Genomic DNA, 25,385 nt, shown 5'->3' on the forward strand with positions numbered 1-25,385 from the left:
TTGATGTTTCATGATGTCCTCCTTGCTTAAGGGAATTGAAACGTCCTGGACAATCGATGCTGGCACCTGGCACGACCCTGGACGAGGCCAGCCCTGCACATGCTGGCAACTTGAAATCTGCTCGATGGGTGCCTATCCTGAGCAACGGATGCATCTATGGAAAACGATCTGTGCTGGATGACGGATCTGATGAGGGCCGCGATTGGCAACAACATGCTGCAACTTGGCGTACATATCCGACTGACGTCGAGAGACGTCGAGCGCTTGCGCTACGTCACAGGCTTCGAGCCAGTGGGTATCAAAAGGCTCGCCGATCTCGACGCCTACATCGAACAATGCAAACAGCATTTACGGGGTCGTGCCGACGAGACTCGGTTACTGCATAAGCTCATCGACGAGACGGTGGCATCGTGCCGCACATCGGCCGGCGTCGTACTTCACCGATAGCCAGCTTACTGATGTCCCGTCCAGACATCAAACGGTTCCCTGGGCAAGAATCCCGAGTTCATCAGCAATAGCACCTGTCCTTGAAGCATGATGTCGACGCCACCCCGCCACACTCGATCACAATTCAACGCGCCCTGCCGCCAGCGCGCCTTGTCGACCGCTGAGATGCACCGATACTCGCCTGTTGCCTAGATTCAGTTGCAGCCTGTTCACGTAGTGGATGAACAATTTCTGACGGCGATACATCCTCGCCGGCGTCAACCTGACTAGCGCTCCCAGATTTCAACCTGTGTAGCTGAGCGGCAGCCCTGTCCTCGCGTTCCGGCAAACTGGCCAGGATGACCGCTCCCATATTCCTGATCAGCCTTCCAGTAAAGCCAAGGGGGGCACCGATCACCATATGGAATGCCCAACGGATACCAGCACCAATCTTGCGCAGGCGTACCTGACGCGCCTTTTCCCTTCGCAGTACTTGTTTGCAGCGCAGATACAGGCCACTATGCTGAAATCGCAATTCACCGCTCTTCTCCAGATGTGCCACCAACTCCGCGGCAATCATCGGATCTGCCGTGCGCCGATAAAGACTCGCCCAAACCCGTTCTTCTTCAACTTCGACCAAGGAGCGCCGCCGCTTTCCGGCCCTCATCTCTCCATCGTTTTGCATGATGTCCTCCACAAAAAATAAAGGGAACGCCGGCATCCCATCGGATGCTGGTGCCCCCTCATCTACACACGCCTCGCTCCTTTAACAAGCAAACGAGACAATCTATTTAGCACTCTCCCTCATCTGGTAACGAGTAACCACATCCGGGGCAATAAACGCTCCAGTGTTGATTGATCGTGCCAGACTCGGCGCTTTCCCAGCTGTGGTACCTGGCCCGTTCATGTGAACATGCCGGGCACTCCGCCTCAAAACGCTCATCCTCGAGACCCATCCCATCAGGTTCGACACCCTTTCCAAATACCCTGGTTACCATGCTGGTCTCCTTAGCAAGCCCTATGTCCAGACGGTGAATGACTCCGGGCAATCAGCCGCTTTAGCCAGGGTCGCAGCAACCAGAATTCAGTCGTGAGATGGACAACACAGGCAAACAACGCACCAATGCTTGACCTCCGGTACTGAAATCCACTGCCAGGATGAGACCGATATAACTGCAACTCGTCCGCAGAAGTCTGCGGCACCAAAGGGTTACCTGAGCGCGAGCACAGTAGTGCACACTCGACATGCACCTGCCCACACACCTCACGTAGTCCCGTACCGCCAAGCAAAACACACAGCGGGTTTTCCTGATTTTGTAGATATTGTCGTTGAGACATGATAGCTCTCCAAAAAAGAAGGCACCATGGCTCCTCACGGGGACCGCGATGCCCCGCACACGAGAAGATATGCCTGGCTATCGTCAACATCCGATAGGCAAGCGAAAGAAGGCCCGCCATTCCTGAGAACAGGGGCCTAATCTGAGAAGTAGCGATTGAACTGTACTTCCGTGACGCAAACGATCCTCTGCTTGCGCAATCAGCCTGACAAGTGGCCAGGCAAAGATCGGTTGCCGAAGCAACGTGTCGAAGTCTTACTCGACAGGTGAATGACGGGTGACGACCGCAACGCTCACCACGTGAGTGGCAAGATCCTGCCAAACATCCGCGATGGAGGCGGCAGGAGCAATGTGAGAGCGATTCTCACAGAAAGCACTCTCATTTTTGCAGTAGTTCTTGACGAATTCAAGCCGCATCAAGACGAAAGTTCACCGAAAATCAATCGTTCATAGAAGATTGGTCTTGCCGATACATTACGAAACGTGCACCTGTTTGGCGAGCGAATGCATTACGGTGGTGGCCCAGCCGTGAATGAGGTTCGTACAGCGCGCGACGCCAGCGCCGCCAGGAGAGAACTCACTAACGGTACCCACACCATGCTCAAACAGAAACGCAGAATTATCGAGGTGCGGGACATCGGCAATTGCCGGCAGCAAAAGAAGGCAGAAAGCGGCACGCATGCGATTCACTCGTAGAGCATCATGATAAATATGGGCAGACTCCATTGCTTCGAGCACATTATCCCGGTGGCGACGATACTTTGCGTCCATAACAATGAATTCGCATTTTTCACCGGAGACAATTCCAATCACAACATCGGGAATTCGCAGACCAGATAGACACCATCCCCTATTCTCGGCTGTGTTCCCATCACCAGCAGGAAAACGTGCCTGAAAATGTACCTCCATGCGAACGTGTTGATCCAGTTGCATCACATAGGATTCGTCAGCAGTGACTATCCCCCGTTTCGTCGTTCGGCTTAGCCTACCGCTAAACACTTGAGAAATTCTTGCTAGAAGATGGACCATACACCAGGCCTCATACACCCCCCACGTTGGCCTGACCGGTAACTGGTCCTGTTCATTATCACCAGCAGTGCCAAGCCAAAGTGCTTTTGTTCCACTCCGATAAGCGCCACTGTATGCTGGCTGGGTGGCTATTTGTGTTAGTCCACCGGCAGACGCGTTGGTGCATGCTGCACTGGCAAAGGGCTCAAGCAGAAGGAAAACTTTGAGCTTTTCCAGAATCATTTGCAATGCGCGCTCCCTACGCGGCCGGCGCTGCTCCTGTTCCTGTTTATCTCCTCCCAGCTTGTGTTCCTGGACGGCGGCCAGTAGCGAGGTGGTCTGCGCCAACATCCTTTTGATGAGAGATTTGAGGGCGCGGTTGGATGGTGTATCAAAGGTAGGACTTACCACCGGACTCGTCACATACATTGTATCGATGAACTCGGAATGTTTTGTGGCATCCATAGCAATGGCAGCAATACGTGGTTCACGCAAGGCAGAGGAATGCAGACGCTTTGCTTGGGATAGCAAAATGGGGCGGGTGCTCTGCTGAAGCGTTCTATGCGGCGCGTCGGTGATCGGTTGAAGTTGGCGCAAAAAAAGAGGGGCATATGCGTTAATTCTCGCAAGTCTTACAAGCGCATCAAGCTTGCTCGCGCTCGTCTCCTCGTCAAAACCCAAGGTCGCGCCTGAGTTGTCGAGCAATAAGGAGGCACGAAAGCATCGAATCTCGCTCACCATCGCCTCATATTGCGCATCAGACAGCTTTTTCTCCGATGAACCAATGTGTACATGAAAAACAAACTCGGCTGCCTCACTTACTACTACCGCTAACTGAACTGTTCCCGACAAAAAGCTAGGTATCCATTGATATAGGCCATCCTTGTTCGCATAAACTTCGACGTCATCCACAAAAACCTGCGAGGGTACAGCATCCAGTACCGTAAAAATGCAGCACTCGCGCTCCCTCAATCCGTAAATGATACTACCCGGTAAATAGATCTCCGGTGGCGCTGATGCGCCATCAAGTGAGACTGATAGTTGAGGAACAGTCACTTCGCTATTCCAGCCGGTCATCGCCAGAATCTCGCCGTTCCAGTTTCCTTCAGATCGTCGATCAGGACGGACAATTTTGCTGTGCATCTTGCCAGGCCATGCTCCGATAATATTGCGCACGCAGACGAAAGCGCACGATGAAACTTCACCGTATTCTCCCCTCGAAGCTTTGGTAGCACCTTCGCATAAATCACCGCATCCAACGCATCTTGCTCAGTAGACCCTGCCTCAACGGCGAAGCTCAAGTAACGCAAAACGTCCTCGACAGTTCTCCATCCAAAATGCAAGCGAACTGGCGCGAGAGCACAACCCAAATCAATGAGAAGTTTTTTTGTGGAACTATGCAGCCTTGTGGACAATGAAAATCGATCCCATCCGGGAAAGTCTTCGACATTAATATTCCAAAACTCCAGAGTGAAAGCACGATCGAGTATTTTGTCAGACAAGCCGTGTGTCGTCTCATCCATATTTAATGTGCCGATGATCGCCAAGTTCGCCGGGTAGCGGATTCGTTGTGGCACATTGGTGACATCTTCCGGTAGATCGTGTAAATCAATCCATCCCCCTGTTTCCATCGCCGAAAGCATCGGAGCAAGATACTGTTCTGGATGCGATAAGTTCATCTCATCAAGGATGACTACGTAGGGGTGCATCGGGTCATCGGCTGCACTTATCAACATATCAAGAAATGGCGCTGTACTATAACGCTGGGTCAACGGGCTCACGTAGCCAAGAAGTGGCGAAGAGTCGTACCAGGCAGGCTGAACAGGAATCACACGAGTTCGATCTAGTTCGTCACGGCTGCTGCCCGTGACAGCAAGTCCATAGTTAAGCGCAAGCTGAGTTTTACCGGATCCCGAAATCCCTGTCAGTACGGCAAAATGGCGTAGCGGCTGACTCCACAAACCACTATGTAGTTGACGCACCAGGTCATCAGGAAAAACGAGCTTTGCCTCGACAATATGTTGGATTCGCTGTTGCACCATAGAAAAACTTGGAATCTGAACTGAAATATTGTTCGAAGTACCAGATAATTGCACTTCAGGATGATCGATTGAGATCGATTCAGGTGCCCAAGTGACTCTGCTCGCCCACGCCTCACCACGCACGCTTAACTGGTATCGTCCTACCGAGTCTTGCTCAAGAAGATCAAGACTCGTCAACCACGTAATCATGGAGCGAGGCATGAAATCTGACGTCCAGCCCGGATTGATACTTTTGATCTTTGCAATGAAGTCGACGAGCGCTAGCGGCCCACTTTCGAGAAGCTTGATCGCATAGTCGACACCAAGAATCCGGGTGAGTAAATGATCGGCTAACTCATCAGGATCACGCGTCTCGAGCAGATTTAAACCCCGCGCATTAAGGGTGTAAATTGCTCCATCATAGACACACAGATCGAACTCTCTTGCAACCGTGTTAATAACGATGCCAACGCTGGACGGTGCTAGACTAGGGTTGCTGCGTCGTACTTCGTCTGCAAACTCTTCACGCGACAAACCATCTTGCAGGAGTGGCACGAGTTCAAGAAGTGTACTGAAATAGCCTTTTATAGATGTCAGACCTTTCCGACGAATGGCTGCAGGAAGCGGTCGCATTTCTGACAGAGAATCGACTCCCGTGACATCGATTTCGCTAGCCGGCGCCGCAAGTGTCTCCTTGGTGATGTACTCATACAGAGACCAAGGAAGACAAAGGCGGTCGAGGTCTGCATCTGGTAGGTTTGGATCGACAGGGCCGAGTAAATTGTCGAGCCGACGTTTAATCGCAAGATGTGCATGAACTGGATGTGCATTGGATTTGCCGCCCAGTGCACGATGCAAGAATTGTAAACTACCCACATCTGCGATCGTTGTGAACTGTTGCGGAAAGCGCGCGCACATGACTCGATTCAGCTTCAAACGTGCCACCCGGTCACATTTTTGGCGCAGATTTCTCTCGATCTCCTTGTATAGCCTAATTAGAAATCCCTCGACCTCAGCTTCGTCAGCTGGCAGGGTAGTGCTAAACGCCTGGCTAAACCATTCACGGAAGGAAGGATCATCGAGTGCAGGGCCTAGCTTCACGCTTCCCATTCCAGTCGACGCGACAGAATCATCCTCCCACAGCTTCTCCAAAAATTCGCGATTCATTAGCTCTTCTTGCGTGCTATCTTTCGCGCGCGCCAGTTGCAGCCGCAATCTCCGATACCAAGGTCTCGCTTCACTCTTTGCTTCAGCTAACACGGCATCAACTGTTTCTTTCAATGCAGCGTCTGAGACCAGATCGAAGTTGTTACTTTTCATGCCTATCCTGAAATGAGGGTTTGTGAAACAACATATGCCTAACGCTGCGAAAAAATCCTGTCACTTGCTGGTCAGCACTGACGTATAAATGAAATTCTGTGGAATAATTGCGACACCAATGTACTACTTTAAGGAAATTTCACGCTGAAGAATGTAGGATTAGCGATTTGAAAATCAACCATCAGCGCCCTGCCCCATACACTTTTCCTAGTTTTCCTTAAAAACAGATACGATACTAAAAAATCTGTCCAAAACGCAACCGATTGCTCGAATGAATACCACATTGAAGGGTGACCTACTCGAAGGATACATCTTCGACCTTTTTTCGCAACAGATCGCTGCCGGCGATTTTTGGGGCAATGCAAAAAACTGCAAAATATTTCAAAAAAAAGGCTATTACTCAAAGGATCGCGAAAAAAATATCATATTCGATGTATCGATCGAGTTCTACTTGCCTGGCGCCTCGCAATATTCGCTCGTAACTTTTATTGAATGTAAAAATTATTCACACTCCGTGTCGGTCGATGATGTAGAGGAATTTTTCACGAAAACTCAGCAAGTAGCTGCTTCAAACTCCAAAGCCATTATAGCTAGTACCGCGTCATTTCAGTCAGGAGCAATGACGTTTGCGCGATCTAAAGGAATTGGACTGCTCCGTTATTTTGACCGCTTAAACTTCAAATGGGAGCTAAACCGTTCGCCTTCCACCAGTGCCTACTCAGATGTGAACACTTCATACGACATGATACTCGACGGACTTTCGGTTCCAGACTTCGTCAGTAACGTTTTCGATCTCTACATGCAGTCACCCACAGGTCTGACAAATTCCGCCTGGGATTTCTTCGAAAAACTGCTAAACGATACAAATATTCCGTCTGAAAAACTAAACAGCATACGCAACCAAAAAGGCAGACCTAGTCCATTGGTGCCATTTCTCGAACAAGCAATCCTGGAAAAGCGAAGTCTCTCGATCCTACGCGATATTGGCTACCAGGATGGCGAGGTATCACTGCATGCGATCTGCGCCCGCGAAGCTACACAGTGCGGCCTGGTGGTTAAGAGAACTGCTCGCTTAGAACATCCGCACTCGAAAAATACGATATTGGGACAGATCTGCTTCGCACCACTCGAAATCCGTCTGTACGACCAACCGATATTGAACTCAGGACGAGAGCGATTTACGCTCGCACATGAACTTGCGCACCACTTTCTGGGACATTCCAAATATATGTCTAGGGAAGTGTGTGACGAGGATGATTTCGCGCTCCCGCGCACCGGAAGTACCTTAGAACCCGATATTGCAAGACTAGAGTACCAGGCAAATATTTTTGCCTCCTGCCTGTTAATGCCCAAGGACGGCTTCGTACAAAATTTTGCAAGAATCACGCAATGGTTGGGTATCGCAAATAGAGGATTCGGGGCTCTTTACGTAGATGATCAGCACTGCAATCAACAACACTACCTGAAGGTGACTCACGAATTAATGGGCCACTACGGCGTCTCACGCGCGGCTGCAAGCATTCGCCTCGAGAGTCTAGGCTTGCTCCGGTTCTATCGTACCGAGCCCCACCCGCAACTACACCCCCTTCAGGAATTTTTCGACCAACTACTCAACACGGGCGTTGACGACTAAGCAGCCTACGGGCCATCATCCATATGTACATAGCCGTTGCTCTCTCAAGAGATGTATCGGTTTCACTGACTTAGCGAATACCATGTGTTTCGTCAGATAATCTTGCAAGTAACCTAAAGCGCTCATGCACCAATTGATCAAAACAGCGCATGAATGCTCCCCCATCGTCACATGTCACGATCACATGCTTTACCAAGCGCCCACATCGTGAAACGCGCCGCGTGTCAGCAATCACACATGATGAGTGACTAAAATTGCATAAGACAAACGGCCGCCCCTCCACTGGTGCATCATAATAAGCTTGCGCCGCAAGACGGGCATCGGCCACCTCAATACCCTTGCACCCGCTTTTCTCGATCACCGTATAAGTTGATCCCGCCGTCCGGCATGCTCGCAGCAACTGCTGGCTCTTCGCATTCAGTTCCATACGACCTCCCCCGCGCGCCTCCCGAGCACCAGTTGTACCAGACTAGCGCCACTGACCAGCACCACTTTGCTTTTGGTCAAGTGGGGATACACGGCCGCGCCGCTGCGCCCCGTATGCAAAAATAGTCCTGCCCCAAAACCATGACGACAAAGGGCCTCACCGAAGGCTGCCACGTGGTGATGATTCACATGGCCACCGTAACGCTTCGACTGCACCGCATACCAGCCATGCCCTGGCAGCCACACCTTGCCGTCAATCCCGCCATCTCCAGAGTACCTCGGGTTGCGCAATACAAATAGGCCGGCGTCTTCCAGGGCAGAGAGCACCACCTCTTCGAACACCAGCGGATCCACATTGCGCAGATAGGCCAGGCACCGCGCAGCGTATCCCTCCCCTGTGAACTGCCTCACAGCCCGCAACACCGCGCGCGATTGACCAATACGCCTGCGATGCTCAGCCAGCCGGCGCATGCGCATTGCATTGAACAACTGCGACGCACATCGAACCAGCATGCTGCTCACGCCGCGCGTACGGGTCAACACAGCTTCGTAGCGCTCGCGCGGCGGACGCGGAGCGCGGACGGCGCCAGGTTTTCTATACTCGACGCTCTCACCACCATCATCACCGGCTACAGAGCGCTTGACCAGGCGCGCATGCAACTCTCCCGATGACCAACGCTGCCAATGTCCCCGTTTCATGATGCTGCTCCTATTAATTCCACTTCGTCACTGGGTCGGCCCACCGGCGAACCCAGATATGCATTGCTGATCTGCCGTCGATGATGGCCCAGCTGTTCGGCCACCTGCCGATAAGCGTCCGCCATCACCTCACGATCGTTTAACAGCTCGCCACCACGTACCGGCGGCTGCACCTGCGTGATATCAAAGTACAAATCGCCGGCGAACTGGTGCCGCAAGCCGTGTGGCGTGACACCCAGGTCATTCTTGGTCAGCCCTACTGAACGCACCACATTCGAAAACAGGTCCAGCGACTGTTTCAAGGACAGTCCAGGATGCCCGATATGCCCCCAGTCCTGCCGGGCGAGACAACGCGCCCGCGCCAGTGCTTGCCGCTGCTGAGGCGTGCGCACTGCCGCATAACGCAGCCGACCACCCTTCGTCCCTCGCTTGATGCGCAAAAAACTGATGTAATGATCGGATCGAGGATGCTGCACTGGCAAGGCATACGCCGGTATCTCGGCGGCGCGCGGGCAGAACATCACGGCTTCCTTACGGCGCAGGCCAAAGGCGATCATCATCGCCAGCTGCCCTCCCACGTGGCTGTCAACCGCATCAACGGCCGCAATCACCTCATCGACAGCAAGACCGTGGCTTTCCCACCCCTTGTCGATGAGCGCCCCGTATGAGCGGCGCACCATCGACGGGTCGCTCACATAGCTCACGGCACTGCGCACCAGGCCCGGCTTACCAATCCAGCTGGCAAAAACCCGGATAAAACTCATTTGCTGCTGAATGTAGGCCGCGCTGCAGGGATATGCACGGCGCGGTATCGTCATCGGCATATCAAGCAACACATCTGCCGGTAACGGCTGCGCCGTCCAATACGCCATCAACGCGCGCACGTGCCGTTCCGCCAGGTTTTCAGGTACTGGCTTGAATCCCAATTTGCGCAGTAATGCGAAGATCCGGTACAAGCCCTGGCTGCGCGCCTCTCTGGTGCTATGCGAAACCCCTTTTCCTACGCTGGCATGCCGTTCATTGAACGCGTCCAGCAACGTATCAAGCTGCTCCCTCCATTGCGTGTTATGAGGCATGACTTCTCCCTCCCGATTCTCAGGATTGTCGATTTGGCATGCTGCACTGTCTGGCGCGCATGCCCCCGGTGTGGCCTTCAACTGGCATCGGCGCCTGGCCTGCTGCGCCGACGAGGGAGATATGTTCTATCTATTCCAACGCGCTGCCCCTATCTCAGCGTCGATGGCGGATTCTCTATTTGCCCGAAGGCGCGGTGTCTTAAAAATGCTCATGCGAATAACCAGCGAATTTCTCCTTCTGTGTTAGTCCCCGCGTCTTGCGCGAGCAGTGCGGCGCTTGCGCCACAAAGACATTTAGGTGCCCCGGCCACTCTCAATTGAACCAGGACCTTGCCCCTCTTCCCTCACGTTCATCCCATCAGCCCTACCACCAGGCCGCTTCGTGATTGCGCACTAACCAGGTTGATCGAAGCTTCTTCGGCAACGTCACAACAAGGCACCGCGATAGGCTCTTCGTACAGCAGGAAGATTGAATAGGTGATAAATCACTCTCCTGCGGTTCGCGGCCGCAGGCGATACATCGACACTACCAGGATCGTAAATTAGCGACGGAGCGCCGCAAGGCCCTCTCCGATTTGACAAGCGTCTCTTGACGAGAAATCACGCGCGAGCAATTCCCCCCGCAGGGGCAGCCCGACATACTTCTTCACTGACATACCACTCAATTCGACCGCAGGGCGCGGCCGATTAACTTCGCTTCGATAGACAGGTTACGACTGCAACGGCATACCACGCTTGCCAGCGCCACATTCGGAACGCGATGTTCCTGGAAGTGGGTCCAGACAGTCGTCACAGAATATGATCAGTTTTTTCGAATGTCAAGCCGATTTTCGGCACTGAAAATTTGTGATTGAGGTCGAATTTATTTGGTAATCGCATCTGGCGAGGATTTCGCCCTATGAAGAACGCCGCGTGGCCATTCCTCTGATTGTAAATGGTTTTGAACATGGGAACGGACTGAGCCAGGTACACAGATGAGCAATCAAAATACGTCCGCGGTGCGGCGCAATTCCAGCGCAGATGCGATGTGATCTCCCGCCAGCATGTACCACTATAGCCGCGCCACAGCGCGACTCCAGTCGGCCCCCAGCACGTCTGGAATCGTACTTGCTACAAATTCTGCTAAAAAAGCAGGGCTTTTCCCATGGAATATGTACCACCCCACTATTACTGTTGATCACTTGCAGCAATCAGGAGGACGAAGTGGAACCCATCGTGCGAGCCGTGGACATTGGCCGGGGAAATACCAAATTCATTGCAGGGGTCAGCGATGGTGATGTGCGCTGCGCGATGTTCCCGTCGCAGGCCCACCCATGTGAAACGGTCTATGAGCAGGAGGCCTGGGGAATGAAACGTCGGACCGTCTGCGTTCCAGTCGACGATCTGAACTATGAGGTCGGGCCGGACGCTCACCTGGCCTCCGACATCTTCAATGCCAATGTACTGCAGCATGACAGCTACAGTGCAACGCCTGAATATCTGGCTTTGTTACTGGGTGCCCTGCATTACATGCGTCTCGACCGGATCGATCTACTGGTACTTGGTCTCCCGGTGGCCACGTATAAGCTCAAGAAGCAGGTGGCGGCGTTGGAGCGCCGCGTGACCGGTGAACACATCCTGGCGGAAGGCAGAAAAATCACGATCGCGCGCGTCAAAGCAATTGCGCAGCCATCCGGGGCCCTGATGTACTGCGGGCTGACTCATGGGCGCCTTGCTCAGATGCGCAAGGAACGCAATCTGATCATCGATCCAGGTCGGCGGACGTTTGACTGGCTTGTGACGCAAGGCATGCAGCAAATTGACAAGCGCAGCCATTCGGTACCGCGTGGCATGTTTGATGTGCTCCACACGATCATCGAAGGCATCAGCCGAGCCACCGGCTCTCACTACCGCGAATATGACGCTATCGATTTGGCGCTGCGAACGGGAAAAAAGCCGGTCATCTTTCAAAAAGAATACGACATTGCTCAACACCTGCCACTCGCGCAGAAGATCCCGGAGCAGGCTGTCGCCGAAATGCTGCACTACGTGGGCGACGCTGCCGACATCAAAAATATTATTCTGGTCGGCGGTGGCGCCTTCTTCTATCGCAAAGCATTGAAAACCGCATTCCCGCATCACGAGCTGCAGGAACTGAAGGATCCGATCTTTGCCAACGTTAAAGGTTTTCAGTATGCCGGCACGGAGCTAGCCAAGCAGGCCGACGCTTCATCAGCTCGGACAGATGGGACCGATCGGCTAAACATGGCGACTTAAACCATGGGCACACCTCTTACCATCCGCTTAAGTGTCGAACTGGAACGCGCGGACAACCCTCCCCTGTATGACGATCTCGTCAAGTTCCCAAAGGGGCCACGCCGCGTGAATCGCCTGCGCACATTGGCCTATGCCGGACTGGTAGTACAGCAATGCGGACAAACCACATCAGTCATGGAGGCGCAGTGGATTACCAAGCCAAGTACTGGACCAAACACGCCGGGACAGGATGCCATCGTCGCCTTGGCCTCGATGGAGCTTTTTGGCCCGTCAAGAAACGAATAGGAGTCGAACATGGAAAACGAAGAGCTACCTCGTATCAGTGCTAGCCAACTGGCCGAAATGGGGTACTGCGAGCGCAAGATCGTTCTGGCCGACAGGTTTGGCCCACGCTGTTCGCCCAAGCGCGAACAGGCCCGAGAAAATGGCGAGCTGCAGCACGTGAAATTCTTCATCGAAACGTTGGAGGTGAACGCCGTGCCGTTAGGGGCCACAAGTTTGCGAGAACAGTCGTCCATCCAAGCCAACGCATCATCGCAACGAACGACCAAGCGCCCAAAATGGTTGTACAAGATGCTACCACGATGGCTATCGGCGATGCATAAGACAAACTGCCAGGTAGCGCAATCTGTCCGAGCAAGGTTTGTAAAATTATGCGATCGACTGTACCGGTCGCGACGGAAAAAAGTGGAGACGAGGCGTCGTCGGCGTCTTCACCTTGTATCTCGTACCACCGAAAAAAGATGAGCATGTCGACTTTTCTATCGGCGCTTTTGCATATAGGTGGGGTACTTCTGCTGCTCTGTCTGTTACGGGGAGTAAGAAGACATGCGATGTCTCGAACGCGACCGTGCTGGTTCCCGGAGGAACTGCGATACGCCAGCCTGGCTTACGCAGAGCAAACTTTCTCACTCGATCACCCCATCAAACTCATCGCGCGAGTTGATCGAGCCTATCGCTACAAAGGAAAACTCACGTTGATGGAGTACAAAATCCGACGTGTGGAGCGTGTGTTCATGTCGGACGTGATCGAACTCTCTGTCCAAAAGATGATTCTGGAATTAGCAAGCGGAGCCAAGGTAAACGAGTATGGGTTTGTCGTTGTTGAGCACCCCGACATACCTGGACGTAAAGCCATGAAGGTTTTCTTGCTTAACCACAAAGAAAGCACCGCGCTTTATCACCGCAGAATAGCTTTATTGAATCAAACGATTTCAGCCGACCACGCGGAATCAATATCGCAGTGTCGCCGATGTGAATTCTTGAAGGAATGCAAAAAGTATCCTGAAAATACGGTGTAAGGCCATAGGGTTCTCAAAGAATACCCTCTGTGAATACCCCACGTCATGATGCTTTTACTGGACAGTCAGAGTTTCTTGCAAGCGATAATAAATGGTATGAACTGCGATTTACTGATATGGCGCATAAAGAAGATGCCGCGGCCTGACTTTCTCCAAGAGGTCCCGTATTATGAAATCGATGACCTGAACCGGGCGTTTGAACACCAGCGAATGGGAAACTGAATGGACTTACCTTCCAATGTAAGCAAGCAGATCGATTTGCTATCAGAAATGGGGAATGACCTGGCAGATCAAGGCGAATTCACCCAAGCCGCAGAAAGATGGACGCAGGCCCTTGACCTGCTCCCTTCACCACAGGCTGATTGGGAAGCGTATACCTGGCTGAAAGCCTCGATTGGCGATGCGCTCTACCATCTTGCTGATTTTTCTGCGGCGCGCGAGGCATTGTTCGATGCGCTGAATGGTCCTGACGGCCAAGAGAACCCGTTTGTGCATTATCGCCTTGGACAGACGGAAGTGGCCTTGAAAAACGAAGAGGCAGGCATTGCAGAGTTGCTCAAGGCGTACATGCTCGACGGTGAGGAAATCTTTACTGAAGAAGAAGATGGGCACATCTTTTTGCAGATACTTCGGGATGCCGGGCTAACCAGTTAGCAAACATGGTGGATTGTGTCGAGGTGCTAAATGCGTAAAATTCTCATGATCGTCGTCGTCATCCTACTCGCGAGTATCGCGGGATTGTTGGCGATGGACAGATACGACAAGCATGTGGAAAAACAAAGGCAAAAGGCGTTCAACGAAAAGTTTTTAAAATAGTAAATCGGCACGATGTGGGATGTAGCCATGATTGACGAACTTTCGCCAGATCAATTCCATGTTGTGGTTGAGAATGAAATGGATCCGGCGCGCCTGCTGTGGCTCGTCAACCGTATTGGCGAGGCATTGTTACGCAAGAGCGTTGCCAAGTGCCATACTGGTTGACCCGAATGCAAGTCCTTCGTCTCAACACTCTCATCAAGGCATGGACGTCGCCCACCCGGCGCCACTAACTTGACAAGGACCACCATGACTAGCTGTTACTTGCCGTCGAGGCGGTGCGTCTCGCGGAAAGCCATGTCGATCGCGGCTTTCAGTTCATGGCTATGGCCGGGCACATACGATGGCCAGGGCACGAAAGGTGTCGAGGACATGATGCCTAGCGAAATCGAAACGGGGCAGCGGTAATCCGCTCCAGTGCTGGTTAGGCGCACCAGAACCATCTGCTCGCATCGGATGTCTTTCACACCGAGCGCGTCAGCGGCAGCCTTTCCGGAGTTGTTCGGATCGCTGAAAAATGTCATGTGGTCGACGGCTGTGCCGGTCATGTATCCCCCCAAGACCACGAACACCAGGCTCAAACCGGAGCTCCATCCTGATTCTGTTTTATCGCCACCACTGCGGTAAATCGAGTAAAACTTCCATCCGAAGGTGGCCATGCTGAGAAGGCCGGATACCAGCACGGCCATCGGCACCCAGTTACGCACGTCCCCAGGCACGCCTCGGCTGTTAAGCGGAGAAAGGTAGGCTGCGTCCAGGAAGAGCAGCATCAAGCTAAAGAGCGCGAGCACGTGGAGGATCGGCTGGCGGCCGCTCATGAGCGATCGGTACACCGCGATCATGTGGGCCCATCCAAGTAACGTCATGGCGAATAGAAATGGCATGGTAAATTGATTAGGTATTGTGTCCAATCGCCAAAGGCAGTTACGAACACGGTCCCCTTCTCATGCTTTGGACCGTTCCTCTTTGCGGAGACGATGCAACGCCGATTTGAAGCCCGAAATTGACAAGTCGAAACCCTGGTCATTCAGGGTCAGCAACACTTTTTCCAGAGTGACGCCTGATTTCAGCGTGGCCTCAACCACAGGGAAGATTTCACGCAGGCGCGCAGTATTCGACTTGCCTTCATTCGTTCTGCTCAAATCGGTTAATGCATCCACGATGTTTTTCGGTGGTGTATGGCCCATCCAATTTCTCCTACTGATCGTAGCTATTTGATTCGTTGCCGCCGAAACCTAAGCGGTCTCTTCGGGATGCCGCGCCGCGGTCATCGCTCGCGCGGCATCCAGCGTCGCCGTGGGCCAAATCGGCCTGTCGCACAGTCGCTGCGGCGATGCCAGGAGCGACCAGGGCGAGAGTAAGTCCGCCGGCAACATTCTCGTCCGACTGGGGGTATGGTCGTGATACCCAGCCGATACCATGCCACCCAGTCCGGTCCGGCCGCTCCCGCCTGAGAATGGCTCCCGACTTAGCGCCATCACACCGCTCATCGTTACTGTTAACTCCCTCGGTGCCAGGAAGCCATACAACGCGAGTGCCGGTGCCATCGGTGGCCGTCTTCTCCACGTCGTTTTTGAGGCGCTTGAATTTTTTCAGCATCTCATCATCCAGCGGCGCACCATTATGGGTATGCTCGAGCAGTTCCAACAGTTGGTCCCCTGTTGCATTGAGGGTCTCGATGCGGGATAGGCGGAGAAGCTTCGCGACTTCATCCACTGGACACCGGCCGGCCCAGTACATGCGGTAGTGCTCGACGATGTCGAGGGCGTTGAGCACTTCACGCACCTGGCGACGAGCCTTACGCGACAATGTGCGTCGGTCGTGCGCACGGTAAGCCATGTACGCAACACCGGCAGCCGCTGCGATACCACAGGCCCCAAGGGCCAGGCCGCTCCGGTGGTTGCCCGCCCACTCTACCAGCCGTGAAAACAAGCTGGAGCTATTCTCCTCTTGTTGAGCTGGACGATCAAACATCGTATCGATAAACCGCCACCCGAATACTGTTGACAACATTATCGGTACCGCAGCAAATAATTTTTCCGCTGTCGAACGGCCGGTCGTAACGCGAAAAACCATCACAACCGTGTATCCCAGGCCGGCCAAGCATATGACAATACTGAGAATGTCCAATATCTGCCACATCTCCGAACTAACCCCACCCCGAGCGGATGCAGCTAGCGGCTGGGCGATCACGGGATCAGTCACCAGCAGGAGCAGCGACAGGTTTGCTCGCCTACTCATGTTTGTCTCCGGCAATCTGCCCTGAGGAAGTCGGCTCCACCGTCAACAGCCCCAACTCGGCGGCCTTGGCGGCGACGGAGTCGCGGCGGCGAATATCTGCAAGACGCAGTTCAGGATTGAGGGCCGCGCGCGCACTCGCCATGTCGCTCAAGGCAGCAGCAGTCGCCTCCTGACGATCGACCTTGCGATCGAGTGCCTCGAAATCTACGCCGGGGTTCTGGCCAACGTTGCCGATGGTGCGCGCCGCCTTGGTTTTAGCCTTGGCAACCTTGCTACGCGCTTCAAGCAGGGTGGCAGCCGTATCGCGCTGCTGCTTCTGCATGCGCAGCTCGGCAAGTTGCTGGTTCAGCACGGTGAGCGATGGTGCCAGGTCGTTGGCATTCTTCTCATACGCCTGCGCGCGCTCCTCCGCCAGCACCTGGTTATTGATTGCGCCCAGAGCCTCCTCGCGGTGGCCTTCGTTGGCCGCTGTCCGGGCGACTTGGTCCCACTTGGTTGCGTCCTTCAAGGCGGTTTGATGGTCCTTTCTCATCAGACGCAACTCGGCGTCAACGGCAGCTATGCTGTCCTCCGCCTTGCCAATTTGTTGCTGCAGTTCGCGCACACCCTGACGAGCCGTGCGTCCGACGTCACTGTTGTTATCGACGGCATCATGCAGAGCGCCGGTCAGTTGTACCCAGATGTTTTTCAGCAGTCCAAACATGTCGATTCCCTCCTAATAACTAGCATCTGTACTTAGCTATAGTTGCATCCAATGTGCATCCATAGCGAATCCATCGTGCATCCCACTACCTGCAAAGTCAATCGTCAATCCTGTGTAAAAACCATGCTCTTTGCGATGGATCAAAGCTCACTTTCGTGTAAGAAATCTAAGGACGTGAAACCGCAGCGGAAGGGAGATAAAAATGAGGGCGGAGCTTGGGTCTCTACCTTGATATACGTCTCGTCCATCCGCTAGCTGCCACTGACAGGCGGTTTGTACTAGCGAGCCATCCTCGAGGAGCGGCGGAAACCTAATTATCAACCGGTGAATCGTTGAATGGTCGACCGATACGTCGCCCTCCTCGTGCATTCCTCGATATGCTAGTAGCTCAACGTTTACCCGTTTCGGGCAGGGTGATGCATCCGGAGGATGGATACGCTGGCGTGGCCTGCCAACGACAATGGCCGGCAAGAAATGGCTACCGGCAAAGCTCGCTTGATGGGCGGCTTCCGTCTGTGAGCGATCCTTCGGCTACTCGCGGAGGGTAACCGCTGAGCGCAAGGGTAAGCACTGGCGCGAACTTCTAGACCGATATCTCCGTCTGATCGTATAGGTGAGTTGGACGTTTTCATCTACTTTGTCGCGAGCAAGGTAGAGAAACATGACACTCATAGTCAGTGTTTAGCTAAAGCTTCAATATAAAGAAGCGGAAGTTGATGGAAGCACACTGGATATGAGCTGGTCTGTGCGGCCAGTCAGGAAATAGTCCAATCTGGCGTGAGGTTCCGATCAACTTTACTCGTGCCCGGCCAACCTTATTTGCCCTAATTAGGGCACCCGATCCGGCCGGTGCCGGAAGTCGAAATGTACTTTTACGCGCGAAAGCGCTGGCAGGATAAATGATGCGAAATATAGCTCAGGGGGAAGAATGCTTAAGTGCCACAGAAATAGTTGCACGCTTTAAAAATGAGCGTGGCTTAGCGCTACACGCTACTAATGCTGGCAACGCTGCAAAGGTGCTTGGTTTAGACTATGTCGAAGTTGAGGTAGTAGGGCCAGCTGGCACGATTTGGACAAAGCGTGAGCGTAGATACTCGGTTATTGATCTTCCGCTAATCTTTGAGAAGCTACAGGGCCTTGCGGACAGACGCGCCAAGTATGGCCGCTGAGGTAAATTCCATGGACATGCAACCACTAGATGGTCTTCCCTCGCAATAACGGACGGCGAAGAATGTTATATCCCATCGAGTCCTCAGTGAAGCGCCTGCTTCTGCGTGCTATAAGTGACCGACGATTGGTGCTTGATGACGAGCAGCGCGTTGACATATCAGAAAACATGGTTTACTTGGCAACGGGTTCGCTGCTACTGCATCGCCTACATTTCCGCTACATTATAAACGGACTGTAAGACCGCGATTTTCAGTGCGGGAATATTTATACGGTAGCAACAGGCCCTTGCCGCCCGGTAGCGTCAATAGTATCTCGTGACCCGGCAGCATCTCTTCATACATCATGTGGGTCTTATTGGCGGCCAGAAATAGACAGAAGCAATATCCTTGCATAGTCAGCCCCCTTATACAGTCAAGCTTCATGTTCTCACGCAAAGTTACTCGTCCTGTCGGGAGTTAGGATGAGGTCAATCATGTCCTGGAAGTGAAAAATGAGATGGCTGTGCTCGCTGATGTTTATCATCCTGACATCGGGATGCGCGGCCAGCGGGGATCGCGCGCCGGATAATTTGATTGGTCAGAACTGCTTCGCCGTCGCCGCCCAGTACGGCACGCCCGCCAGCTATCGACATGAGGATGACCTTCTGCAGCTCAACTATGGGAGCGAGGCTGTCGGCTGCAGGGTCATAATGTTGGTGGACCAGGCGCAGCGGGTTGTGGGCTGGGCCAGCACTGGTGCAAGGTGTGCGGAACTGTCTGGCAAAACCAGCATCCCATGATCCTTCTTTCACGAGATTTGAACTGGCGCACGAACTCCTCTAGGTGCTTTTTGACCACGCGATATAGGTTGATCAGCTCTCCGTTAACGTCATTGAAAACCTTGACCTCGGCCAGCGGCCGGCATGAAGTACAGCGCGGCACCGCTGGCAAAATACCTCGACGTAGCGGGTGTGAGGACGAAACTGGGGGATGATACGGTCAGCTAGGCCTCGTTCGCCGCCAATCCAGGGGATGATGGGTAAAGCCAAAATGTGAACCTTGTTAGAGTCGAATTACCTCCGCGAGGAATCACGAACCTAACTGGTTTGATGGCTTGGCCAAGTCGCAGGCAAATTGCCGCTGTTAGCGCAGCGACAGTCAGTTTTTTTGATGCCAAAGAAAAACCTGTTTCGATTGAACTAAACCCGCGGCCAAGCCGGTTCCAGGCGTACAAGCTTGAAGTATTGCTACACATGCACTGTTCCGGTTGACTTCCGTTGCATGGCCGCAATGGAATACCGAGGACTGAAAAGTGAATGGCGCGCGCATCCAATAACGCTGACACACCAATATGTGCCCTCAACGAGGCGTCTCCTTAACCTTTTCGCGACATTACAACTGTTATTTTTGACAACTCAAGAAATTCATGGACCTTGCAGTTTTTGACGTCCTCAGCATATACTGTGTTTATATACAGTAGTTTTGAGAATCGTCAATAACCTCGCAAGCCAGTCGCCATGCTTTCAGCTACCCTTCAACGCACCAGCTCTACCACACTGGCCAGTAGCGCTCTGTTGCGTGACGTCTGGCGGGCAAGTGAACTGAGCCGAGGAACAACCAGCACCGTCACTACCGGTCACAACATCTTGGATCGTGAGCTTCCGGGCAACGGTTGGCCGCAATCGACCTTCACGGAATTGCTAGTGCAGCAAGCGGGTATCGGGGAAATGCACTTGTTGCGGCCAGTGCTGGCACAACTATCGCAACGTCGTCGGATCGCCCTGGTGCAGCCGCCGTACTTGCCGAACTCCGCCGCCTGCAAATTCATGGACCTGAGCTGCCCGAACCTGCTCTGGATACGTGCGCCCAGCACCGCCGATGCTCTCTGGTCCACCGAGCAGATCCTGCGCAATGGCAGTTGCGGTGCGGTATTGCTGTGGCAGACGAATATCCGCGACGAAGCACTGCGGCGCCTCAATCTGGCGGCGCAGACAACCGAAACGTTCTTCTGGCTGGTCCGGCCGATGAGCGCAGCGGCCGATGCCTCGCCAGCGCCATTGCGCCTGGCATTGCGCCCCGCCGCCGGTGGCATTTCCACTCACATCATCAAACGACGTGGCCCACATCATGAGGCGCCACTCTTTATCCCGCTGGCTGACATGCCGGCACGTCAACGATTTTTGGACGATCAAAATGCGGTTTTGGTTCAGCGTACACCTCCCACTGTTGCCTCTCGAATGCCTCAGGCCGCGCTGGTGTGAACCGGGGCCGTATGCGGTGGTCGAGAAGGGCCGCATCATTGCGGTCTCGCAGCATGCCTATGCCGAAGGGGTACGTATCGGCATGCGCCCTGGCGGCGTGGCGGCCGTCTCGCCAGATACCGTGATCCTGGAGCGCAGCCTTGAGCGCGAACAGATCATGAGCAATGCCGTTGCACTCGCCCTCCTCCAGTTCACCCCGGAAGTGGCGCATGCCGGCGACTTCAGCCTGTTATTGGACGTGACCGCCAGCTTGCGCTTGTTTAGCGGGCGCGCAGCCATCAGCCGACGCATTCGTGCTGCCCTACAAGCGCTTGGGGTGACGGCGCAACTCGGCACGGCACCGACGGCCATGGGGGCCTGGCTGCTGTCGCGCTGGCAACCGGCCAAACGCCAGATCATTCTGCGGCGTACCGTACACATGCGCTCGCTAGAACGCCAGCTCGACCGCATGCCCTGCTCCTACTTGCCCAGCACGGCGACTCACCTCGAATGGCTAACGGATATTGGCGCGGATCATCTGGCGGCACTACGGCGCCTGCCCCGCCCCGGCATCCAGCGCAGAATGAACAAGCACGTGCTCGATGAGCTCGACCGCGCCTATGGGCTCGCTCCTGAACTGTTTGAATGGATCGCCATTCCCGAAACTTTTTCAGCGCGCATCGAAACCTTTGACCGGATCGAACACGCCGACGCCCTGCTGGACGGCGCCACTGGCCTGCTGCAGCAATTCGTTGGCTGGCTGGTCGCGCGCCAGCAGGCTGTGAGTGTTTTTGTTCTGCTGCTGGAGCACGAGCGCGGCAAGACCGCGATCCCGCCCACGCCGATCGAGATCGGATTGGCAGAGCCGACCTGGCGCGATGAACATCTGCTTCGGCTACTGAAGGAGCGCCTGGCGCGCACGGAACTGGTTGCCCCGGTCATCGCCCTGCGCCTGAAAGCGCGCTTGCTCACCGCGATGGCACCACCGACGCAAGATCTGTTTCCCGAGCCGGGCGGCAGTCCCGCCGACTACAAGCGCCTACTGGAATTACTCAGTGCCCGTCTTGGCAGCGACAACGTCCTCTGCCCTGTCGAGCATCACGACCATCGGCCGGAGGAAAGCAATGCCTGGGCTGCCGCCACCGGAAAACACAAGGCGGCCAACACCGAGGATGAGGCTTTTGAGCGCCCGTTCTGGTTACTACCAAAACCTATCCCGCTGCTGCTGCGCGGCGAGCGTCCGTTCTATGGTTCCCCCCTAAAAATGCTCAAGGGGCCGGAACGCATTGAGGCCGGCTGGTGGAACGATCAAATCGCGGCCCGCGACTATTACATCGCGCAAGGAAGCGATGCGACCTGCTATTGGATCTACCTGGAGCGTGTCGTTGACGGCCGCTGGTACCTGCACGGGATGTTCGGCTGATCATGGACCAGCCGCCAATTTCCACGCTGCCCGACTATGCCGAGCTGCAGTGCATGAGCCATTACTCCTTTCTGCACGGCGCTTCGCCGCCCGAACAACTGGTGGCACGCGCGGCTCAGCTGGGATACCAGGCCATCGCCATGGCCGACGAGTGTTCACTGGCCGGCGTGGTCAAGGCACATGTGGCGGCGAGAGAGTGGAACATTCACCTCATCATTGGTAGCCAGATGAGAGTGACACCGGAGGACGGCACCCCGCCCTTCACTGTGCTGATCCTGGCCATGGACCGCGACGGCTACGGCAACCTGAGCGAACTCATTACCGCCGCGCGCACGCGCGCCGACAAAGGAAGTTACCTGGTGTGGCCACGCGACATTGCCAACCCCACCGCCCCTCTCGCCCACTTAAAAGGGCTGCCGGGCTGCCAGCTCATCCTGTGCCCCAAATATAACGCCCCCTATGAAGAGATCGAGCGGCAAGCCGAGTGGCTGGTGCGCAGCGCTCCGGGCCGCGCACGCGTCGCTTTGACGTTGCACCACCGTGCCCAGGATGACCGGCACCGCGCCATGGTCGAAGCCATCGGCGCCGAATTCAGCCTGCCGGTGGTGGCCACGAGCGACGTCGTCATGCACCTGCGCTCGATGAAAATCATCCAGGACACCATGACCGCGATTCGTCTGAATACGCCAGTGGCGCAGTGCGGCTATCAACTGGCCTCGAATGCCGAAGCGCATCTGCGCTCGCGCCTACGGCTGGGCAACCTGTATCCGCGCGACGCCCTGGATGAAACCCTGCGCGTGGCCCAGCGCTGCACTTTTTCGCTCGATGAGCTGCGCTATGAATATCCAGGCGAGATTGTGCCCGAGGGACAGAGCCCGGCCAGCTATCTGCGCGAGCAGGCGTATATCGGGGCACACTGGCGCTACCCGCACGCCATTCCGGACAACGTGCAGGCACAGCTGGAATATGAGCTGGAACTGATCGGCGACATGCAATATGAACCCTATTTTTTGACGGTATTCGACATCGTGCGCTTCGCCCGCTCGCAAAAAATCCTCTGCCAAGGGCGCGGATCAGCGGCCAATTCGGCGGTGTGCTACTGCCTCGGCATCACCGAAGTCGATCCCTCGCGCGGCACCCTCCTCTTCGAGCGCTTTATCTCGCGCGAGCGCGATGAGCCGCCCGACATCGATGTCGACTTCGAGCACCAGCGCCGCGAGGAGGTGATTCAATACATTTATCGCAAGTATGGCCGCATGCGGGCCGCTTTAACGGCCGTCGTCATTTCCTACCGCCCGCGCAGTGTCTTGCGCGATGTGGGGCGCGCGCTGGGCGTGGATTTATCGGTGGTCGACAAGGTGGCCAAAGCTTCGCATAGCTGGGGTGGGCGGGCCGATCTGCAGCAGCGCCTTATTACCTGCGGACTCGATCCGCACTCCCCCATCGCCGAGAAGTGGGCGGCAATTGCCGAGCGCCTGATGCGTTTTCCACGTCATCTTTCCCAGCACCCGGGCGGCTTCGTCATTTCGCGCGGCCCCCTCTCCCGCCTGGTGCCCATTGAAAACGCCGCCATGCCCGAGCGCACCGTGATTCAATGGGATAAGGATGACATCGATGAACTGGGCCTTTTAAAAATCGACATCCTGGCGCTGGGCATGCTGTCGTGTATCGCCCGCGCATTGGCTTTGATCTCGGAGCAGCGTGGCGAACGTTTTGAATTGGGCGATATCCCCCACGAGGATGCCGCCACTTACCAGATGATCTCTCAAGCGGACACCGTCGGCGTGTTTCAGATCGAATCGCGAGCGCAGATGTCCATGCTGCCGCGCATGCAGCCGCGCGAGTTCTATGACCTGGTCATTGAGGTGGCCATCATCCGGCCAGGCCCCATCCAGGGCGGCATGATCAATCCGTATTTGCGCCGGCGCCAGGGCCTGGAGGCAGTGACGTATCCCAGCCCCGAGATCGAGGCGGTGCTGCGGCGCACGCTGGGGGTGCCGATCTTCCAGGAGCAAGTCATGTCGATCGCCATGACGGCAGCGGGTTTTACGGCCGGTGAAGCAGACCGCCTGCGCCGCGCCATGGCCGCCTGGAAAAGAAAAGGTGGCCTGGAGCAGTTCGAAGACCAGCTCATGAGCGGCATGGCCGAGCGTGGCTACAGCATCGAGTTTGCCACCTCCATTGTTGGGCAGATACGCGGTTTTGCCGAATATGGTTTTCCAGAATCCCACGCGCACAGCTTTGCCCTGCTGGCCTACGCCAGCAGCTGGCTGAAATGCCATCATCCCGCCGAGTTCCTGGCCGCCCTGCTCAATAGCCAGCCCATGGGTTTTTATAGCCGCTCGTCCCTGGTGCAGGACGCGCGCCGGCATGACGTCGAGGTAAGACCCGTCGATGTCTGTACGAGCGGATGGGAAGCATCCCTGGAGCCGATGGCGGACGGCAGACTGGCGGTACGCCTTGGTCTCAATAATATCAACGGGATGGTGAAAGAGGCGGCCTGGCGCATTGAAGAAGCCCGCGCTGCCGCGCCATTCAAGAATACGCGCGATGTTGCCATGCGCGCGCAACTCGATGCGGGGGATATGAAGGCGCTGGCGTCGGCCAATGCCCTGGTAACGCTGACAGGTAACCGGCGCATGGCCATGTGGGATGCCGCGGCGAGCGTGCCGGAGCGGGATTTGATGCGAGGGACGACCATTGCCGAACCCGTGCTGGAGCTGGCGCCGCCCACGGAAGCCGATGACATCGTGGCGGACTACCGGCATGTCGGCCTGACACTGGGCCGACATCCACTCGCTCTCTTGCGCGAGCGCCTCAACAAAATGCGCTTTGTAGCGTCGGATATCCTGAACACCTTCAGCGATGGCCAGCTGGCCAGGGGCTGCGGCATCGTCACGGTAAGACAGCGGCCGGAAACGGCCAAGAGGGTGATCTTCCTCACCCTGGAAGATGAATTTGGCACCATCAACATCATCGTCTGGCCCACGCTGGTGGAAAAGCAGCGCGCCGAACTGATGAATGCCTCGCTATTGGGGGTGTACGGCATCTGGCAATCGAAGAGCGGCGTGCACAACCTGATTGCCAAGCGGCTGGTCGATTGCTCACATCTGCTTGGACAGCTGGATACGAAGAGCCGGAATTTTCACTAACGCGCGTCCTTTCGCAATTAATGATGGCAACAAAGTGCCTACAGCAATCGTGGCGATTCAGTCCGACGGCGTTGATCGTCAGCATCGAGAACGACAGCCGTTGGTCCGCCGGCCGGTATTCCCACATTCAAGCAATGGCTACACGGGCACCGCGCGCCC

The 25,385-nt window shown here is 55.1% G+C and carries 21 protein-coding genes and 1 pseudogene; 11 read left to right on the forward strand and 11 right to left on the reverse strand.

All coding sequences use genetic code 11. From position 1 onward, the window contains the following. Positions 1–156 precede the first annotated feature (156 nt). The gene (locus O3298_RS14635) at positions 157–447 is read left to right on the forward strand and encodes a hypothetical protein (protein ID WP_305059810.1); all 291 of its coding nucleotides are present in this window, start codon (positions 157–159) and stop codon (positions 445–447) included. A 124-nt stretch (positions 448–571) separates the two neighbouring features. Here the strand turns inward: O3298_RS14635 and O3298_RS14640 are convergent, their stop codons facing one another. The 3 genes from O3298_RS14640 to O3298_RS14650 all read right to left on the reverse strand — a co-directional run bounded on the left by O3298_RS14640 (position 572) and on the right by O3298_RS14650 (position 6,112). Then, positions 572–1,111 (reverse strand): hypothetical protein, encoded by a 540-nt coding sequence (locus O3298_RS14640; protein WP_305059811.1) that lies wholly within the window; start codon positions 1,109–1,111, stop codon positions 572–574. Between the two features lie 1,126 nt (positions 1,112–2,237). Next, positions 2,238–3,914, reverse strand: a complete 1,677-nt coding sequence (locus O3298_RS14645) for a DUF2357 domain-containing protein (protein ID WP_305059812.1) — start codon at positions 3,912–3,914, stop codon at positions 2,238–2,240. Further along, positions 3,845–6,112: an McrB family protein gene (locus O3298_RS14650; RefSeq protein WP_305059813.1), complete on the reverse strand. Its 2,268-nt coding sequence runs from the start codon at positions 6,110–6,112 to the stop codon at positions 3,845–3,847. The genes O3298_RS14645 and O3298_RS14650 overlap by 70 nt, the downstream gene beginning before the upstream one ends. 271 nt (positions 6,113–6,383) lie before the next feature. Here O3298_RS14650 and O3298_RS14655 point away from each other — a divergent pair, with 271 nt between their 5' ends. Continuing rightward, positions 6,384–7,745, forward strand: coding sequence for an ImmA/IrrE family metallo-endopeptidase (locus tag O3298_RS14655; RefSeq protein WP_305059814.1), 1,362 nt, complete (start codon positions 6,384–6,386; stop codon positions 7,743–7,745). Positions 7,746–7,815: 70 nt separating this feature from the next. Here O3298_RS14655 and O3298_RS14660 read toward each other — a convergent pair whose 3' ends face one another. The 3 genes from O3298_RS14660 to O3298_RS14670 are packed head-to-tail and all read right to left on the reverse strand — an operon-like array spanning position 7,816 to position 9,946. Beyond that, complete coding sequence (locus O3298_RS14660) at positions 7,816–8,172, reverse strand: hypothetical protein (RefSeq protein WP_305059815.1); 357 nt, start codon at positions 8,170–8,172, stop codon at positions 7,816–7,818. Beyond that, positions 8,163–8,870, reverse strand: coding sequence for a restriction endonuclease (locus O3298_RS14665; RefSeq protein WP_305059816.1), 708 nt, complete (start codon positions 8,868–8,870; stop codon positions 8,163–8,165). Before O3298_RS14665 ends, O3298_RS14660 begins: the two co-directional genes overlap by 10 nt. After that, on the reverse strand, positions 8,867–9,946 hold the full coding sequence (locus tag O3298_RS14670; protein ID WP_305059817.1) for an integrase domain-containing protein: 1,080 nt from the start codon (positions 9,944–9,946) through the stop codon (positions 8,867–8,869). The genes O3298_RS14665 and O3298_RS14670 overlap by 4 nt, the downstream gene beginning before the upstream one ends. A 1,107-nt stretch (positions 9,947–11,053) precedes the next feature. On the opposite strand from O3298_RS14670, the gene O3298_RS14675 reads away from it, so the two are divergent. The 6 genes from O3298_RS14675 to O3298_RS14700 all read left to right on the forward strand — a co-directional run bounded on the left by O3298_RS14675 (position 11,054) and on the right by O3298_RS14700 (position 14,484). Next, positions 11,054–12,202: a PRTRC system protein D gene (locus O3298_RS14675; RefSeq protein ID WP_251373950.1), complete on the forward strand. Its 1,149-nt coding sequence runs from the start codon at positions 11,054–11,056 to the stop codon at positions 12,200–12,202. A 3-nt stretch (positions 12,203–12,205) separates the two neighbouring features. Then, positions 12,206–12,487 carry a hypothetical protein gene (locus O3298_RS14680; RefSeq protein WP_305059818.1) on the forward strand — a complete coding sequence of 94 codons (282 nt, stop codon included), beginning with the start codon at positions 12,206–12,208 and terminating at the stop codon, positions 12,485–12,487. Between the two features lie 9 nt (positions 12,488–12,496). Then, positions 12,497–12,949: a hypothetical protein gene (locus tag O3298_RS14685; protein WP_305059819.1), complete on the forward strand. Its 453-nt coding sequence runs from the start codon at positions 12,497–12,499 to the stop codon at positions 12,947–12,949. Further along, a complete protein-coding gene (locus O3298_RS14690) occupies positions 12,946–13,503 on the forward strand; it encodes a hypothetical protein (RefSeq protein WP_305059820.1) in 558 nt (185 codons plus the stop codon). The genes O3298_RS14685 and O3298_RS14690 overlap by 4 nt, the downstream gene beginning before the upstream one ends. Before the next feature lie 222 nt (positions 13,504–13,725). Next, complete coding sequence (locus O3298_RS14695; protein WP_305059821.1) at positions 13,726–14,157, forward strand: tol-pal system YbgF family protein; 432 nt, start codon at positions 13,726–13,728, stop codon at positions 14,155–14,157. Positions 14,158–14,346: 189 nt separating this feature from the next. After that, positions 14,347–14,484: a hypothetical protein gene (locus tag O3298_RS14700; RefSeq protein WP_305059822.1), complete on the forward strand. Its 138-nt coding sequence runs from the start codon at positions 14,347–14,349 to the stop codon at positions 14,482–14,484. A 95-nt stretch (positions 14,485–14,579) separates the two neighbouring features. Here the strand turns inward: O3298_RS14700 and O3298_RS14705 are convergent, their stop codons facing one another. The 5 genes and pseudogenes from O3298_RS14705 to O3298_RS14725 form a co-directional block, all read right to left on the reverse strand. Then, a complete protein-coding gene (locus tag O3298_RS14705) occupies positions 14,580–15,161 on the reverse strand; it encodes a hypothetical protein (RefSeq protein WP_305059823.1) in 582 nt (193 codons plus the stop codon). 102 nt (positions 15,162–15,263) lie between these two features. Further along, a complete protein-coding gene (locus O3298_RS14710) occupies positions 15,264–15,506 on the reverse strand; it encodes a hypothetical protein (protein WP_305059824.1) in 243 nt (80 codons plus the stop codon). A 10-nt stretch (positions 15,507–15,516) separates the two neighbouring features. After that, complete coding sequence (locus O3298_RS14715; protein WP_305059825.1) at positions 15,517–16,560, reverse strand: hypothetical protein; 1,044 nt, start codon at positions 16,558–16,560, stop codon at positions 15,517–15,519. Continuing rightward, positions 16,553–17,263 carry a PspA/IM30 family protein gene (locus O3298_RS14720; protein ID WP_305059826.1) on the reverse strand — a complete coding sequence of 237 codons (711 nt, stop codon included), beginning with the start codon at positions 17,261–17,263 and terminating at the stop codon, positions 16,553–16,555. Before O3298_RS14720 ends, O3298_RS14715 begins: the two co-directional genes overlap by 8 nt. 1,907 nt (positions 17,264–19,170) lie before the next feature. Beyond that, positions 19,171–19,460, reverse strand: a pseudogene (locus tag O3298_RS14725) (DNA adenine methylase); the annotation flags it as partial. Positions 19,461–19,928: 468 nt separating this feature from the next. On the opposite strand from O3298_RS14725, the gene imuA reads away from it, so the two are divergent. Genes imuA through O3298_RS14740 form a run of 3 tightly spaced genes read left to right on the forward strand, consistent with a single transcriptional unit; the run spans position 19,929 to position 25,226 of the window. Continuing rightward, positions 19,929–20,672, forward strand: coding sequence for a translesion DNA synthesis-associated protein ImuA (imuA, locus tag O3298_RS14730; RefSeq protein WP_305059827.1), 744 nt, complete (start codon positions 19,929–19,931; stop codon positions 20,670–20,672). A gap of 16 nt (positions 20,673–20,688) precedes the next feature. Beyond that, complete coding sequence (locus O3298_RS14735; RefSeq protein ID WP_369811578.1) at positions 20,689–22,074, forward strand: DNA polymerase Y family protein; 1,386 nt, start codon at positions 20,689–20,691, stop codon at positions 22,072–22,074. Positions 22,075–22,076: 2 nt separating this feature from the next. Next, a complete protein-coding gene (locus O3298_RS14740; RefSeq protein ID WP_305059829.1) occupies positions 22,077–25,226 on the forward strand; it encodes an error-prone DNA polymerase in 3,150 nt (1,049 codons plus the stop codon). Positions 25,227–25,385: the final 159 nt, after the last annotated feature.

The sequence above is a fragment of the Janthinobacterium sp. SUN137 genome (assembly GCF_030587265.1).
GTDB lineage: Bacteria > Pseudomonadota > Gammaproteobacteria > Burkholderiales > Burkholderiaceae_D > Janthinobacterium > Janthinobacterium kumbetense.

Bases quoted from the DNA above. Each gene is read 5' to 3' on its own strand.
- O3298_RS14640 (WP_305059811.1), bottom strand. From the start codon at position 1,111: ATGCAAAACGATGGAGAGATGAGGGCCGGAAAGCGGCGGCGCTCCTTG.
- O3298_RS14635 (WP_305059810.1), top strand. From the start codon at position 157: ATGGAAAACGATCTGTGCTGGATGACGGATCTGATGAGGGCCGCGATT.
- O3298_RS14705 (WP_305059823.1), bottom strand. From the start codon at position 15,161: ATGATCGCGGTGTACCGATCGCTCATGAGCGGCCGCCAGCCGATCCTC.
- O3298_RS14710 (WP_305059824.1), bottom strand. From the start codon at position 15,506: ATGGGCCATACACCACCGAAAAACATCGTGGATGCATTAACCGATTTG.
- O3298_RS14670 (WP_305059817.1), bottom strand. From the start codon at position 9,946: ATGCCTCATAACACGCAATGGAGGGAGCAGCTTGATACGTTGCTGGAC.
- O3298_RS14715 (WP_305059825.1), bottom strand. From the start codon at position 16,560: ATGAGTAGGCGAGCAAACCTGTCGCTGCTCCTGCTGGTGACTGATCCC.
- O3298_RS14700 (WP_305059822.1), top strand. From the start codon at position 14,347: ATGATTGACGAACTTTCGCCAGATCAATTCCATGTTGTGGTTGAGAAT.
- O3298_RS14690 (WP_305059820.1), top strand. From the start codon at position 12,946: ATGAGCATGTCGACTTTTCTATCGGCGCTTTTGCATATAGGTGGGGTA.
- O3298_RS14695 (WP_305059821.1), top strand. From the start codon at position 13,726: ATGGACTTACCTTCCAATGTAAGCAAGCAGATCGATTTGCTATCAGAA.
- O3298_RS14650 (WP_305059813.1), bottom strand. From the start codon at position 6,112: ATGAAAAGTAACAACTTCGATCTGGTCTCAGACGCTGCATTGAAAGAA.
- O3298_RS14740 (WP_305059829.1), top strand. From the start codon at position 22,077: ATGGACCAGCCGCCAATTTCCACGCTGCCCGACTATGCCGAGCTGCAG.
- O3298_RS14680 (WP_305059818.1), top strand. From the start codon at position 12,206: ATGGGCACACCTCTTACCATCCGCTTAAGTGTCGAACTGGAACGCGCG.
- O3298_RS14655 (WP_305059814.1), top strand. From the start codon at position 6,384: ATGAATACCACATTGAAGGGTGACCTACTCGAAGGATACATCTTCGAC.
- O3298_RS14720 (WP_305059826.1), bottom strand. From the start codon at position 17,263: ATGTTTGGACTGCTGAAAAACATCTGGGTACAACTGACCGGCGCTCTG.
- O3298_RS14660 (WP_305059815.1), bottom strand. From the start codon at position 8,172: ATGGAACTGAATGCGAAGAGCCAGCAGTTGCTGCGAGCATGCCGGACG.
- O3298_RS14685 (WP_305059819.1), top strand. From the start codon at position 12,497: ATGGAAAACGAAGAGCTACCTCGTATCAGTGCTAGCCAACTGGCCGAA.
- imuA (WP_305059827.1), top strand. From the start codon at position 19,929: ATGCTTTCAGCTACCCTTCAACGCACCAGCTCTACCACACTGGCCAGT.
- O3298_RS14665 (WP_305059816.1), bottom strand. From the start codon at position 8,870: ATGAAACGGGGACATTGGCAGCGTTGGTCATCGGGAGAGTTGCATGCG.
- O3298_RS14645 (WP_305059812.1), bottom strand. From the start codon at position 3,914: ATGCACAGCAAAATTGTCCGTCCTGATCGACGATCTGAAGGAAACTGG.